The sequence below is a fragment of the Phaeobacter italicus genome, assembly GCF_019801785.1.
GTDB lineage: Bacteria > Pseudomonadota > Alphaproteobacteria > Rhodobacterales > Rhodobacteraceae > Phaeobacter > Phaeobacter italicus.
Genome location: NZ_JAHVIJ010000001.1, coordinates 583,259 through 597,107 on the forward strand (window position 1 = coordinate 583,259; position 13,849 = coordinate 597,107).

A 13,849-nucleotide genomic window follows, 5' to 3' on the forward strand; every position below is an offset into this window, starting at 1 on the left:
GTCTCCGGCTGGTGCGCCCTTGCAAACATGCGGCGGTCCTTTGGGCCGCCGTTTTTGTTTTTCCGTGGCGGGATTTCCTGTTCGCAAGTCAGGGAAAATCTGGCCACATCAGTCGCTTTGCGCATCAGCCGTCCCGATTTTGCGGAGATTTTCAGCCTCTCCCACCAGGGCGATCAGCACGCCGATATGGGAGCGGGCCGAATAGGCCGGATCCTTGCCGCTGCGCAGGTGATCGCATTGGCGTTCCAAATCCAGCAGCAGCACGGCCGCCGCTGCTGGGCGAGGTAGCGGATTTGCCCCCAAAATAGGGCCAAGATGGCGATCGCGGTGATAGTGGCAAAGCCCTGCTTTGGCCGCCTGGACCAGCAGGCGGGGGCGTGACAGCTGGCTCAATTGGGTCAGAACATCTTGCATCTTCCTCTCCTCTCTCAGGCTGAATTTGGCCGATCTTACCACAACCAAAGCGGGTGTTGCGGCGGTGGCCCGTTTGGCGAACGCACTGTTGAATATTGATTGAGACAAATTTGAAAATAATGATGACCTACCTGGGACTGTTGTTTGAAATCAGGTCAGTAGGTGAAAGGAGGGTGGTGGATAAACGCAGGAGACCGCTGGGAGGATGGTCCCGTCTGTTCAAAAGTGGGGTGAGAAAATGCAAACTATGGATGTGTCGAATCTGCCAGAGTGGGTGCCCGACGAGGCGACCCGCTATCTTGAACACACGCTTGCGGGCCGCTCTATCCGGCTGCTGGCCAAACAGGCGGGTTGCCACCCGTCGACAATCCTCCGTCAGGTGCGGCGCATTGAACGGCGACGCGAAGATCCGCTGGTGGACGGTGCGCTCAGCAATCTTGCTGCCCAGCACTATGGGTCAGAGACCCCGGCAGCAGAGCTGACCGGGCCACATCCCCTGTCGGCGCGGGCGCTGGCCTTTGGGGCCGCGCTTGGAAGCGAGGAGGCGTTTGAGCTGGAAGTGGTGGAAACACTGACCTGTCTCAGCCCCAAGGGCGCGGTGCTGGCGGTTGCGGATGGCATGGACAAGGCCGTGGTCGTGCGTGACATGGCGGCGATCACCGAACAGGGAGGCGAAGCGCGCTTGGTGGTGGAGCGGACCCTGGCCGAGGCGCTGGCTCTGCGAAACTGGATCGCCTGCCCATGCCGCGGCCGGATCAGCCGCTACCGGATCACGCAGGAGGGACGCAATGCGCTGAGCCGGATAGTGGCTGGCTGCGAAAACCGGGCGCGCGCGCAACGCGACAGTGCCGTCAATGCCAGCCGCGCCGCAGCCCGCCTGCGCAAACGTCGCCGCCGGGTGCGCTATGGCTTGGCGGAAACCCCGCTGCACATGCTGGCCCGCCGCCTTGATGAAAAGGGCGCCCCCTTTCTGACACCGGATCTGGTCCGCGCGGGAGAGCGGTTTCGCGAGGATTTCGAACTGGCCGAGGTCGCCGAACATCTGGGTGAGCGTGCGAGTGCGCCCATCGGGATCGGTCACAACCGGCGCGGACCGGGGCAGGCGGCGGTTGCAGCAAAGGAGCGGGCCGCACAGGCGATGTCAGCGCTTGGGGAGGGGCTGAGTGACATCGTGGTGCGCTGCTGTTGCCAATTGGAGGGGCTGGAGGCGGCAGAACGGCAACTGGGCTGGTCTGCGCGCTCGGGCAAGGTCGTGTTGCGGATCGCTTTGCAGCAGCTAAGGCTGCACTACGACAGGCAGCAAACCCCGGATGAGCTGATCGGCTGATAATTCAGGGTTGTTGGTGGGGTTGTTTGTGATAACTCACGCCTATGAACTTTACGCTTCGTCAGCTCAGCTATTTCAAGTCCCTCAGCCAGCACCGCAATTTCGGGCGTGCGGCTGAGGCATCACATGTGTCGCAACCTGCCTTGTCCGTGCAAATCCGAAGTCTGGAAGAGGCGATGGGGGGTGCGCTTGTGGAACGCAGGGCGCGGGATGTGATCCTGACGCCTCTTGGCCGACAGGTTCTGGAGATGGCCGATACCGTGCTGGACGCGGCCCGCAGTCTGGACCGCCTGGCGCGTGATCAGGGGGTGGGGCAGCGCAGCCTTGCGCTGGGGGTGATCCCGACGCTGGCACCCTATCTGCTGCCCGGAACGCTTGCCAATCTGCGGGCGCGCGATGTGCAGCTGACGGTGCAGGTGCGCGAAGCACGCACAGAACGGTTGCTGTCGCTGTTGCAGGCGGGAGAGTTGGACGCCGCGATCCTTGCGCTGCCCAGTGGCGCGGCAGACCTGGTGGAGGTGGAGCTGTTCACCGACCGCTTCCTGCTGGCCGGTTCTGCCGGGCGGTTGGCGCAGATGGAGGCAGGCAAGGCCCAGCTGCGGCCCAGTGATCTGCGCACCGAACAGCTGATGCTGCTGGAGGATGGTCATTGTTTGACCGATCAGGCACTGGAGGTCTGCGGGATGCAGCGTGCGGCGCCGGGCATCAACATGGGGGCAGGGTCGCTGGGGACGTTGTCTCGACTGGTGGCTGCAGGCTTTGGTCTGACGCTGATGCCAGAACTGGCTGTGCGGGCCGAATGCGAGGCCGCCCAAGGGCTTGCGGTTCAACGGTTTCCAAATCCGGAACCGTTTCGCCGGATCGGACTGGTGCGCCGCCGCTCAAGCAGTGGCGGCGAGTGGTTTGATCAGCTGGCAGATGTGGTGCGGGATGTGGGGGAAGCCATCGTACAGGACAGCCGCAAAGTGGCAAGCTGACAGGGCAAGGCTGGCAGGGCAAAGCTGGCAGGGCCAATCCGACAGGGCCAAGCTGATGGGGCCATGCGGATGGGGCAGGCAATGAAAAACGGGCGCTGATCGCACAGCGCCCGTCTTCCGTAATGATTGCAGGCCGTCTGGCCCGAGAAACGCTTAGGCTGCGACTTCTGCCTTGGCTTCTTTCAGGTGCTTCAGCACGTTTTCCGGGGAGGACACGCCATAGGGGTCTTCGCCGTGGTTGTCGCACAGGCCCGGCTCTTCGAACCATGCTTCGACAACGCCGTCGTTGACGATGGCAGCATAGCGCCAGGAGCGGTTGCCAAAGCCCAGGTTGTCCTTGGCGACCAGCATGCCGATGCGGCGGGTGAACTCACCAGAGCCATCCGGGATCACCTGCACGTTTTCGAGGTTCTGTGCACGCGCCCAGGCGTTCATCACAAAGCTGTCGTTGACGGACATGCAGTAAACCGCGTCGATGCCTTCTGCGGTGAAATCGCCATAGCCTTTTTCAAAGCCGGGCAGCTGGTAGGTGGAGCAGGTCGGGGTGAAAGCGCCCGGCAGCGAGAACAGAACCACGCGTTTGCCAGCAAAATAATCGGCAGTGGTCTTGTCTTCCCAGCGGAACGGGTTGTCGCCGCCGATGGACTCGTCACGTACACGGGTGCGGAAGGTAACGTCGGGCAGTTTTACGCCAGCTTTCATCATCAAGCTCCTTCAAATCAGATGGGTTTGGCCCGGACTTATAATAGTTCTAAATCGCCCGCAACGGGATAATCGCCGCATCTGCACGGTATTGCGGATTGCGGCTATCCTTATGTTGCAGTTTGTAAATTCCCCAGGATGTGATGCCGTTTTTCTGCGCGCGCGTGACGCAGCTTGGGCGCGTATTTTGCAATGCGGCAATAGCGGGCGGCTATGCGACTCGTCTCGTATTTTGTCGCACCTGTTGCCCCAAGCGCGCGCCAAAACCGCCAGGCCCTGCGCAGATCTGTGGGCTGGACTGCGACGCAAGGCAGCAATGCAGGTCATGCACGGCTGCTATGCGGAAAGGTTTTGCAAACAGAAACAGGAGGTTACAGGCACTGCGCCGGGCGGTTAGTTTTGTGAAACCTTGTGCACAAGACTGGTCGTGTCAACAACGAGCGTCTATGTTACCAATCAGCCAAGAAAACATGCCGCAAGGGAACATCCCGTGAGAGACCTAAAAATCCCCGAGCAACGCCACCCGGAAAAGGCCCATCGCCCTGACAATGCTCAGCCGAAAAAGCCAAGCTGGATCCGCGTCAAGGCGCCAGGGGGCAAAGGCTATGCTGAAACGCATAAGATCATGCGCGAAAATAACCTCGTCACCGTCTGTGAAGAGGCAGGTTGCCCCAACGTTGGTGAATGTTGGAGCCAGGGCCACGCAACCATGATGATCATGGGCGAGATTTGTACCCGCGGGTGCACCTTCTGCAACATTGCGACCGGTCGTCCCGACACGCTGGACGCATTTGAACCGGGTCGTGTGGCCCATGCGGTGCAGAAACTGGGGTTGAACCATGTCGTCATCACCTCGGTCGACCGTGACGATCTTGAAGATGGCGGTGCTGACCATTTCGCACAGACCATCCGGGCCGTGCGTCACCGCAGCCCCTCAACCACAATCGAGATCCTGACACCCGATTTCCTGAAATGCGCGCCTGAGGTGCTGGAAACCGTGGTCGAGGCAAAGCCCGATGTGTTCAACCACAACTTGGAAACCGTGCCGGGGCTATACCCCGGGGTGCGTCCCGGTGCGCGCTATTTCCACTCTCTTCGTCTGTTGCAGCGGGTCAAGGAACTGGATCCGTCGATCTTTACCAAATCGGGCATCATGGTTGGCCTTGGCGAAAATGCGCAGGAGGTGAAGCAGGTGATGGATGACATGCGCGCGGCGGATGTCGATTTCCTGACCATTGGTCAGTACCTGCAGCCGACACCGAAACACCACGCAGTGGATCGGTTCGTGACGCCGGAGGAGTTCGCGGCCTATGAAAAAGCCGCCTATGGCAAGGGCTTCATCATGGTTTCGGCGACGCCGCTCACACGCTCGTCCTACCATGCGGGCGATGATTTTGCCCGCCTGCGCGAGGCCCGCAACAACAAGCTCGGCCTGGCATGACGCCGGACCGTCTGGCGCAGCTGACCGGGCTGCGCCATGCTCTGCACCAGATCCCGGAGGTGTCGGGGGCAGAGGCAAAGACCGCCGCCTATATCACCACCTATCTGCGCGCGTATGCGCCTGATCGCCTGCTGACCGGGCTTGGCGGTCATGGGGTGGCTGCGGTTTATGATGGCGCGGCAGACGGGCCGACGGTCATGATCCGGTGCGAGCTGGATGGCCTGCCGATCGAGGAGCTGTCCGATCAGCCTTATCGGTCGACCCATGCAGGGCGTGGGCATCTGTGCGGGCATGATGGCCATATGACCATGGTTGCCGCCTTGGCAGAGGATCTGGCGGCAAAACGTCCAGCGCGGGGTCGTGTTGTGCTGATGTTCCAGCCGGCCGAAGAAACCGGCAAGGGCGCCCCTGCGGTTGTCGCGGATCCGGCCTTTGGCGAGATTGCACCGGACTATGCGTTTTCCCTTCATAATCTGCCGGGCCTGGCAGTTGGCCAGATTGCCCTGTGCAGCGGGCCTGCCAATTGTGCATCGCGGGGGATGCGGATCCGGCTGAGCGGTCGCACCTCTCATGCTGCTGCACCTCAGGACGGCCTGTCTCCCGCCGGTGCGATGGCGCAGCTGTTGCCGGGGCTGGTGGCGCTTGGCGGTGGGACGGACTTTGGAGCTGACTACGCGCTTGTGACGCTGACCCACGCGCGCCTGGGAGAGGCCACATTCGGGATTGCCCCCGGTGAGGGAGAGGTCTGGGCGACACTGCGAACGGTCAATGACACCCGCATGGCGCAGCTGATCGAAGAGGCCACGGCCCTGGTCGGCAAGGTCTGCGCAGAGCAGGGTCTTGGTCATGAGATCAGTTTTGATGATGTGTTTGAGGCCTGCACCAACAACCCTGAGGCCGTAGCCGTGTTGCAGAAAGCCTGCGAACGGGTCGGGCTGGGGGTCGCCATGCAGGATCGCCCGCAGCGCTGGTCCGAGGACTTTGGCCAGTTTGGCAAGGGGGCGAAGGCCGCGATGTTCTGGCTCGGCTCGGGCGAGGATCAGCCGCAATTGCACAACCCCGATTATGATTTCCCGGATGCGGCCATCCCTGTGGGGGCCGGCCTGTTCCGGGCGGTTGTGTCAGAGCTTCTAGACGGCTGATTTTTTGAAAATTCATTTTTAACAGGCCCTTGGCGGGGCCTGCTAATGTTCGCGGACGCGCGTGTCAGTTGGTCAGCGCATCAACCAGGGCGACGGCACCCACAATGGCGAGCGTGTCGCGCACCACCTCGTAGATGCGGTCATCCTTGCGCACGTAGCGATGGCCCGGCTCTGGCGGGGCGAGCCCCCAGCGGGCGTAGTCGTCGATGTAGACATAGTCACCGCTGATCCGCTCTGTCCCCTTGTGCCGCTTCTTATATTGCTTCTTGATCTGGCCGGGGGCGTGGTGTGCGGCGCTGTTGTTGTGGCCGGGCGCCCATTTCGGCGGTGCCGCGTTGACGGCGGTCGGGGCAAGGGCGGGCGTCAGTGTCAGGGCTGCCGCGGTTGCTGCGGCGGCAAAATGCTTCATGGACATTGCGGATCTCCTTGTGATCTCTGCGTTTGGACATCACATGGGGGTGTCTGCTGTGAATGGCAAATCGCCTGCGCTGCTTTGCGCTGATGAGGGGTGGTGGATCGGCGAGCGGTTGCCGGTTCCCGCGCGCAAGAAAAAAGGCGCGGACTGTGCGCGCCTTTCAACAATCAGCCGTGCCGGGGGTCTTTGACAGACCGCCACGGCGGCCGGTCTCAGCCTTCGTCGGTAAAGCGGACCTTGCCGATAAAGGGTAGGTTGCGGTTGCGTTGAGCGTAGTCGATTCCGTAACCCACCACAAATTCGTCAGGGATCTCAAAGCCGATCCAGTCGGAGCGGAAATCAACCTCGCGGCGCGACGGTTTGTCCAGCAATGCGATCGATTTCAGGCGCGCGGGCTGGCGGCTGCGCAAAAGCTGTGTGACGTGGTTCAGTGTGTGGCCGGTATCGACGATATCCTCGACGACCAACACGTCGCGCCCTTCAATTGCGCCGCGCAAGTCCTTGAGAATGCGCACTTCTCGACTGCTTTCCATCGCGTCACCGTAAGAGGACGCCTCAAGAAAGTCGACTTCGATCGGCAGATCCAACTCGCGCACGAGATCGGCGATAAAGACGAAACTGCCGCGCAAAAGACCAACAACAACCAGCTTGTCGGTGCCTTTGAATTCACGTTTGATTTCGGCGCTGAGCTCTTCGATCCGCGCTGCAATGGCTTTGGCTGAGATCATCACATCGATGACATATGGCCGCTGTGTCATGGGTGCCCCCTTGAAATTCCCGCGCGTTCATATGACATGACGCCCGACGATCATAGCAGGAAATTTGCCACAGATGCCTACCCATTCAGAAACCCGGCCAATGCCTTACACCGCGCAGCAGATGTATGATCTGGTTGCTGATGTGGCTGAGTACCCGAAGTTTCTGCCCTGGTGCGCTGCCGCCCGGATCCGCAGCCGGACCCCGCTGGCCGGTGGTGCGGGGGATGCGGAGGTTATGGAGGCGGATCTGGTTATCTCCTTCAAGGTGTTCCGCGAACGGTTCGGCAGCAGGGTGACGCTGTTTCCGGGCGAAAAGAAGATCGACACAGAATATCTGGATGGACCGTTTCGATACATGAAATCGAACTGGGCCTTTGCTGATCGCGAAGATGGCGGCTGTGATGTGTCGTTCTTTGTGGATTTTGAATTCAAGAACGCAGTGCTGCAGGGCATCATTGGTGTGGTGTTCAACGAGGCGATGCAGCGGATCGTGCGCGCCTTTGAGCGGCGCGCGGCCGAGCTTTACGGGTCATGATCTGCGTGCACTGAAATGTGCGTCGTAATCCGTTGATTCCATAAGGAAATGCAAAACGGGCCCGCAGTGCAGGCCCGTTTTTTGTTTTGTGATATTGTGATTTAGCTGGTCATGTCATAGGCGCGTTCACCGTGGACAGAGATATCCAGACCGTTTGTCTCTGTCTCCAGATCCACGCGCAGGGGTGTGATGGCAGCCACCAGTTTGACCAGCACCACGGTCACGACCGCCGTGAAGATCCCGACCACCGCAAGACCACCCAGCTGGGCAATCCAGGTGCCCTGACCGAAGACCGCGATCATGATGGTGCCGAAGATGCCGCCAACGCCATGCACCGCAAAGACATCAAGCGTATCGTCGATCTTCAGGAGGTTGCGGACCAGGTTCACAGCCTCCTGGCAGAGGATGCCTGCAACCGCGCCGATCACCAGCGCCTCAACCGGGCCAACAAAGCCGGAGGCCGGTGTGATAGAGGCAAGACCCGCAATGGTGCCGGTGACCAGGCCCACCATCGATGCCTTGCCGTATTTGATCTTTTCCCACAGCGCCCAGGTCAGAGAAGCGGTCGCCGCTGAGATATGGGTGACGGTCAGCGCCATTGCGGCCCCGCCATCTGCCGCCAGCTGCGAGCCACCGTTAAAGCCGAACCAGCCGACCCACAGCATGGCCGCGCCAATAAAGACGTAGCCGGGATTATGGGGTGGTGTGGTGCGGTTTTTGCGCGGGCCGAGGAAAACAGCGATGATCAACGCTGCAAGACCTGCGGTTTCATGGACCACGATACCCCCGGCAAAGTCGCGCACGCCGATTTCGCCAAAGATGCCGCCATCGGCCATCATGCCGCCGCCCCAGATCCAGTGCACGACAGGTGCGTAGCACAGCAGCATCCAGAGACCGGAGAACACCAGCACGAAGCCAAAGCCCACACGTTCGACATAGGCGCCGACGATCAGCGCGGGGGTGATGATCGCAAATGTCATCTGAAAGGCAAAGAACAGCACTTCGGGCAGGGTGCCAGACAGGCTGTCGGCGGTGACACCGGACAGGAACATCTTGTCCAGACCGCCCCAGAAGCCAGAGCTCCCGCCACCAAAGGCGATGGAGTAGCCGAAGGCGAGCCACAGAACGCTCATCAAACAGGCAATTGCGTAGCACTGCATAAAGACGCTGAGTACATTTCGGGCACGTACCAGCCCGCCATAAAACAGGGCGAGCCCCGGCAGTGTCATGAAGAGGACCAGGGCCGTGGCCACGATGATCCATGCTGTATCGGCTGCGTTCATCCGCTTTTCCTTCCGCGCGTCTCGCTTGGTTGATCGAACTGCGGACGTTCAAACCGGATGCAGGGCGTTGAAAAAAGCGGCAGCTGCGATTTGGGCGCCTGAAAAACGGGCTTTTGTTAAAATGCCCGGAAATTGGGCGCAAACCGGGTGCGGGTGCACAAAATGCAGTCCGGATTGGAATTGCGCCGATTGGGCTGTCGTTTGCGGCAGGTGTCGGGGCGCAAATGGTGACGGTTGCGGCTGTTGCGCCTTTGCGTCTTGCCGGTTGTGGTGGGGTCAGCCGGCGCGGGTGAGGGCCGAGAGGACCAGCGCCAGCGCGTGGTCACGGGTCGCTGCACGCACGCCAGCGCGGCCAAGCGCGCCAAACTCGACCGTCTCGACCAGAGTATCCTGTCCGCGTTGCGCAAGGCCAAAGCAGACCCGCCCCTCTGGCTTATGCTCTGATCCGCCGGGGCCTGCGATCCCGGTTACTGCGACTGCAAGGGTGGTGCCAGAACGGCTCAGCGCGCCTTCGGCCATCTGGACTGCGACCTCTTCGCTGACGGCGCCCACCGCCTCCAGCGTGGCGGAGGACACGCCCAGCATGTCCATCTTGGCCTGATTGGAATAGGTGACATATCCCCGGTCCACCACAGCGGAGGAGCCCGCAACATCGGTCAGTGCCGCTGAAATCATGCCGGCGGTACAGCTTTCGGCGGTGGCAATGGTGACGCCTTCTGTCTTGGCGCGCTCGATGATGTCGATGGCCAGCGGTGAGATCTCGGCGTCACGCATGCCTATTGCTCCTGTCAGAGGCCAAGGAGGCCGTGGAAAATACCGGCAAGCACTGCAACACCAATAGCGGCGAGGATGCCCGCGATAATGTCATCCATCATCACACCTGTCGCGCCTTTCTGGCGGTCGGCCCAGCCCACGGGGCCGGGTTTCCAGACATCAAACAGGCGGAACAGACCAAAGGCAGCGATCCAGCCGGGCCAAAGCGCCGTGATTGCGATGTCATGGGCCCAGGCGGGATAGGAAATCGCCCAAAGCGCGATGAATTGGCCTGCGACCTCGTCCAGGACAAATTCGGATGGATCCATGTTTTCGCGATTGCGGGTCATGGCTTCGGCCGCCCAGACCCCGACAACCATACAGATCACGGTGGCCAGAGCCAGAAGCAGAAAGCCACCGAGCTGATGCAGCGCATAGGCCATCGGCAAAGCGGCGAGCGATCCCCAGGTGCCGGGGGCAGGGCGCAGATACCCGACACCGCCGACAGTGCCGATCAGAAAGGCAAGGCGCGAGGTTTTCATGGTTTCACCACACAGGCGGTCGCGATGGCTGCGATGCCTTCTGAGCGACCGGTAAAGCCCAGCCGTTCTGATGTGGTTGCCTTGATCGACACCCGAGAGATATCGATCGACAGGATCTCTGCCACTGCGGCGCGCATGGCTGGGGCGTGAGGGGTGATTTTGGGAAACTCGCACACCAGAGTGCAGTCCACGTTGGAGATCTGATAGCCCTTGGAACGGGCAAGTTCGGCGGCGTGGCGCAGGAAGATATCGCTGGCTGCGCCTTTCCACTGCGGATCGCTGGGTGGAAAGTGGCGGCCAATGTCGCCCTCTGCCAGCGCACCATAGAGGGCGTCGGTGATGGCATGCAGTCCTACGTCCGCGTCCGAGTGACCCTGAAGGCCGCGATCATGGGCGACGGGCACCCCGCAGAGAATGACCTCATCCCCCGCTCCGAACCGGTGAACATCATAGCCATTGCCAAGCCTTACATCCATGTCGCCCCCTAAAATGCGTGCGGCCCGGTCAAAATCTTCCGGGCGGGTGATTTTCATATTGTCGGGGTCGCCCGGAATGATGGCGACGTCAAGCCCCGCAGCGCGCGCCACTTCAACGTCGTCGGCGGCATCACCCCCCGTTTCGGCGAGGGCCGCATGGGCAGAGATGATCGCATCCAGGCGGAACCCCTGTGGCGTCTGCGCGCCATATAGGCCGGTGCGATCTTCTGTGCCAGTCACCTTGGCCTCTGCACCGCGCCACAGCGCATCCGTGACAGGCAGAGCAGGCGCGGCGGCAAGACCGGTGTCAAGCGCCGCGGATACCGCGTGGATGACGCGGGAGGAGACACAGGGGCGCGCGGCGTCATGAATGAGCACCTTCTGGATCGGGCTGTCTTTCAGGGTAGCGAGACCGTTGGCCACGGATTGGGCGCGGGTCTGGCCCCCTTTCGCCAGGGTGATATCGGCAACAGAGCCGAATTCGGCCCAGAACTGGTCGTCATCAGGGGACAGAACCAGGACAATCTGGCGCACGCCAGCAGTGCGAAAGGCGGCCAATGTCCAGTCGATCACCCGCTTTCCGGCCAGCGGTCGCCATTGTTTCGGCACCCCACCCCCCGCACGCGTTCCGCGCCCGGCTGCAACGATCAGGGCGGCTGTGGTGTCCATTTGTTGGGCAAATCCGACAGTAGGGTCGACTGAAGCGGCAGGTTGTGTCGCGTCGGGAAGGGGCGTATCGGCAGGCATGGTCAGGCTCTTTCCGTTTTGGGAATTGTTTAGGAGGTGATGCAGACGGAGGCAATCACCCCCTGTAGACTGCCTAAAAATTAGGCAAATGCCACTTTATGTAGCCTTGCAGCCGGGGGCTTCATTGTCGCATAGCTGAGCCCTCCGCTAAATATCAACCATATGCACAAGGATTAGGCAGTTGTCCTTTACACTGGGTACCACCTCTCTCACGCCCCCGATTGCTCTGGCTCCGATGGCCGGAATCACGGATCGCCCGTTTCGCGATCTGGTGCGCGGCTTTGGCGTGGGGCTCATGGTGAGCGAAATGGTGGCAAGCCAGGAAATGGTGCAGGCCAAGCCGGGCGTGCGGGAACGGGCCGAACTGAGCGCAGATGTGGAAAACACAGCCGTGCAGCTGGCGGGTCGTGATGCCTATTGGATGGCAGAGGCGGCGCGCCAGGTAGAAGACCGTGGCGCCAAGGTCATCGATATAAACATGGGGTGTCCCGCAAAGAAGGTGACAAACGGCTATTCCGGCTCTGCCCTGCTCAAGACGCCAGATCATGCGCTGTCGCTTATCGAGGCGGTTGTCGGGGCGGTGTCTGTGCCCGTCACGCTAAAGACGCGGCTGGGGTGGGACGACAACAGTCTCAACGCCGCCGACGTGGCCCGCCGTGCGCAAAATGCGGGGGTGCAGATGGTCACGATCCACGGACGCACGCGGTGCCAGTTCTACAAGGGCTCTGCCGACTGGGGGGCTATCTCCGAGGTGAAGGCGGCATTGGATGTGCCGCTGTTGGCCAATGGCGATATCATCGACACCGCTACTGCCCGCGAGGCGCTGAAACGCTCTGGTGCTGATGGGGTGATGATTGGTCGTGGCGCGCAGGGCAAACCGTGGCTCCTGGCTCAGGTGGCGCATGACATCTGGGGAAGCGAGGCGCCACAGATCCCGACAGGCGCTGATCTGGTACGACTGGTGAGCGACCACTATGAGGCGATGCTGGCCTTTTACGGTCTGGACCTTGGGATCCGCGTCGCCCGCAAACATCTGGGCTGGTATATGGACGAGGCGGCAACGCCCGCGCCGTTGCGCCGCGACATCCTGACAGCCAAGGATCCAAAGGATGTTTTGCGGCTTTTGCCCGATGCGCTGCTGGGCTCTGCCCCCGCAACGGGAGGGGCCGCAGCATGACAGAGGGCGGCAAGGCGATGACAGAGCAGGCGCCATCGGATTGGAACGGGTCGGACAGTGCGCTTTGGGCGGCCCTTCCGGTGCCTGCGTTTCTGATTGATGATGCGGCCTGCATCGTCGATGTGAACACTGCCGCCGAGGGGTTTTTGAACACCTCCCAAAAGGCGCTGCGGGGCAAGCTGATCTGGGATCATGTCATCATCGCGCCAAAGATTGACGAAGCCGTTGACCGTGCAAGAGAGGCGGGAACGCCGCTGTTTGTAAATGATATCGACGTGGGGGCACCGGGACGCGCGCCGCTGCAATGCAATGTGCAGGTCGCCCGGGTGCAGGGGCAGGGTGCGATTGCGGGGCATATGTTGATCCTGATGTCGCCCCGCGAGCTGGCCGCACGGATGACCCAGAACCATTCGGCGAAATCCGCAGCCCAATCCGCGATCGGCATGGCAGAGATGCTGGCCCATGAGATCAAGAACCCCCTGGCCGGGATCACCGGTGCGGCCCAGCTGTTGTCGATGGGGCTGAGTGGCGGGGATCTTGAGCTTACCGATCTCATCGTGAGCGAAAGCCGACGCATCGTTAAGCTGCTGGAGCAGGTCGAACAATTCGGCAATCACTCCGAACCCGCCTTTCAGGAGGTCAATCTCCACGATGTGCTGGATCGCGCCCGTCGCTCTGCGTTGCTGGGGTTTGGGGCGCATATGACCATCATCGAGGATTATGACCCCTCTCTGCCGATGGCTTGGGGGGATGCAGATCAGCTGTTGCAGGTTGTCTTGAACCTGCTCAAGAACGCCTCTGAGGCGGCTGATCCTGTAGGCGGGACCATTCGGATCCGGACCTTCTATGAGCATTCCTTTCGCCTGCGTCGCAGTGACGGCTCGGGCAAGCTGCTGCCGTTGCAGATTGAAATATCTGATGATGGTCCCGGCCTGCCTGATAGCATCCGCGATGATATCTTTGACCCCTTTGTGTCGGGCCGCGAGAACGGCACCGGTCTGGGGCTCGCACTGGTGAGCAAGATCATCGCCGATCATCAGGGGTGGATCTCTGTCACATCCGAACCCGGCAAAACCGTATTCCGCCTGTCCCTGTCGCGTGTGCCAACCACGCCCAAGGCCCGGCCCACACCCATACCCATACCGCAGGAGTAACTGACC

Annotated in this window: 15 protein-coding genes; 7 read left to right on the plus strand and 8 right to left on the minus strand. The window is 61.3% G+C overall.

Annotated features, from left to right (window positions below):
• Positions 1–108 precede the first annotated feature (108 nt).
• Positions 109–414 carry a DUF6477 family protein gene (locus KUV39_RS02740; protein ID WP_222458860.1) on the minus strand — a complete coding sequence of 102 codons (306 nt, stop codon included), beginning with the start codon at positions 412–414 and terminating at the stop codon, positions 109–111.
• A gap of 238 nt (positions 415–652) precedes the next feature.
• On the opposite strand from KUV39_RS02740, the gene KUV39_RS02745 reads away from it, so the two are divergent.
• Both KUV39_RS02745 and KUV39_RS02750 read left to right on the plus strand, forming a co-directional pair.
• Entirely contained in the window at positions 653–1,741 is a 1,089-nt protein-coding gene (locus KUV39_RS02745) for a DUF6456 domain-containing protein (RefSeq protein ID WP_222458861.1), read from the plus strand.
• 44 nt (positions 1,742–1,785) lie between these two features.
• Positions 1,786–2,718: a LysR substrate-binding domain-containing protein gene (locus KUV39_RS02750; RefSeq protein WP_008560091.1), complete on the plus strand. Its 933-nt coding sequence runs from the start codon at positions 1,786–1,788 to the stop codon at positions 2,716–2,718.
• 153 nt (positions 2,719–2,871) lie between these two features.
• Here KUV39_RS02750 and KUV39_RS02755 read toward each other — a convergent pair whose 3' ends face one another.
• A complete protein-coding gene (locus KUV39_RS02755; RefSeq protein WP_037302831.1) occupies positions 2,872–3,420 on the minus strand; it encodes a peroxiredoxin in 549 nt (182 codons plus the stop codon).
• A 490-nt stretch (positions 3,421–3,910) separates the two neighbouring features.
• On the opposite strand from KUV39_RS02755, the gene lipA reads away from it, so the two are divergent.
• Positions 3,911–4,861 carry a lipoyl synthase gene (gene lipA / locus KUV39_RS02760; RefSeq protein ID WP_222458862.1) on the plus strand — a complete coding sequence of 317 codons (951 nt, stop codon included), beginning with the start codon at positions 3,911–3,913 and terminating at the stop codon, positions 4,859–4,861.
• Positions 4,858–6,003, plus strand: coding sequence for an amidohydrolase (locus tag KUV39_RS02765; RefSeq protein WP_222458863.1), 1,146 nt, complete (start codon positions 4,858–4,860; stop codon positions 6,001–6,003). The genes lipA and KUV39_RS02765 overlap by 4 nt, the downstream gene beginning before the upstream one ends.
• Before the next feature lie 64 nt (positions 6,004–6,067).
• Here the strand turns inward: KUV39_RS02765 and KUV39_RS02770 are convergent, their stop codons facing one another.
• Positions 6,068–6,418 (minus strand): hypothetical protein, encoded by a 351-nt coding sequence (locus KUV39_RS02770; RefSeq protein ID WP_222458864.1) that lies wholly within the window; start codon positions 6,416–6,418, stop codon positions 6,068–6,070.
• Between the two features lie 212 nt (positions 6,419–6,630).
• Positions 6,631–7,176, minus strand: coding sequence for a hypoxanthine phosphoribosyltransferase (gene hpt / locus KUV39_RS02775; protein WP_008560618.1), 546 nt, complete (start codon positions 7,174–7,176; stop codon positions 6,631–6,633).
• Between the two features lie 73 nt (positions 7,177–7,249).
• Here hpt and KUV39_RS02780 point away from each other — a divergent pair, with 73 nt between their 5' ends.
• Complete coding sequence (locus KUV39_RS02780) at positions 7,250–7,711, plus strand: type II toxin-antitoxin system RatA family toxin (protein ID WP_222458865.1); 462 nt, start codon at positions 7,250–7,252, stop codon at positions 7,709–7,711.
• A gap of 101 nt (positions 7,712–7,812) precedes the next feature.
• Here the strand turns inward: KUV39_RS02780 and KUV39_RS02785 are convergent, their stop codons facing one another.
• The 4 genes from KUV39_RS02785 to KUV39_RS02800 form a co-directional block, all read right to left on the minus strand.
• Positions 7,813–8,994: an ammonium transporter gene (locus tag KUV39_RS02785; RefSeq protein WP_222458866.1), complete on the minus strand. Its 1,182-nt coding sequence runs from the start codon at positions 8,992–8,994 to the stop codon at positions 7,813–7,815.
• A gap of 276 nt (positions 8,995–9,270) precedes the next feature.
• Entirely contained in the window at positions 9,271–9,768 is a 498-nt protein-coding gene (locus KUV39_RS02790; RefSeq protein ID WP_222458867.1) for a CinA family protein, read from the minus strand.
• Positions 9,769–9,782: 14 nt separating this feature from the next.
• Positions 9,783–10,289, minus strand: a complete 507-nt coding sequence (locus KUV39_RS02795) for a phosphatidylglycerophosphatase A family protein (protein ID WP_008559227.1) — start codon at positions 10,287–10,289, stop codon at positions 9,783–9,785.
• A complete protein-coding gene (locus KUV39_RS02800; RefSeq protein ID WP_222458868.1) occupies positions 10,286–11,434 on the minus strand; it encodes a bifunctional 2-C-methyl-D-erythritol 4-phosphate cytidylyltransferase/2-C-methyl-D-erythritol 2,4-cyclodiphosphate synthase in 1,149 nt (382 codons plus the stop codon). Before KUV39_RS02800 ends, KUV39_RS02795 begins: the two co-directional genes overlap by 4 nt.
• Positions 11,435–11,693: 259 nt before the next feature.
• Between KUV39_RS02800 and dusB the strand changes: the two genes are divergently transcribed.
• Both dusB and KUV39_RS02810 read left to right on the plus strand, forming a co-directional pair.
• Positions 11,694–12,689 carry a tRNA dihydrouridine synthase DusB gene (gene dusB, locus KUV39_RS02805; RefSeq protein WP_222458869.1) on the plus strand — a complete coding sequence of 332 codons (996 nt, stop codon included), beginning with the start codon at positions 11,694–11,696 and terminating at the stop codon, positions 12,687–12,689.
• Positions 12,686–13,843 (plus strand): two-component system sensor histidine kinase NtrB, encoded by a 1,158-nt coding sequence (locus KUV39_RS02810; RefSeq protein ID WP_222458870.1) that lies wholly within the window; start codon positions 12,686–12,688, stop codon positions 13,841–13,843. The genes dusB and KUV39_RS02810 overlap by 4 nt, the downstream gene beginning before the upstream one ends.
• Positions 13,844–13,849 lie beyond the last annotated feature (6 nt).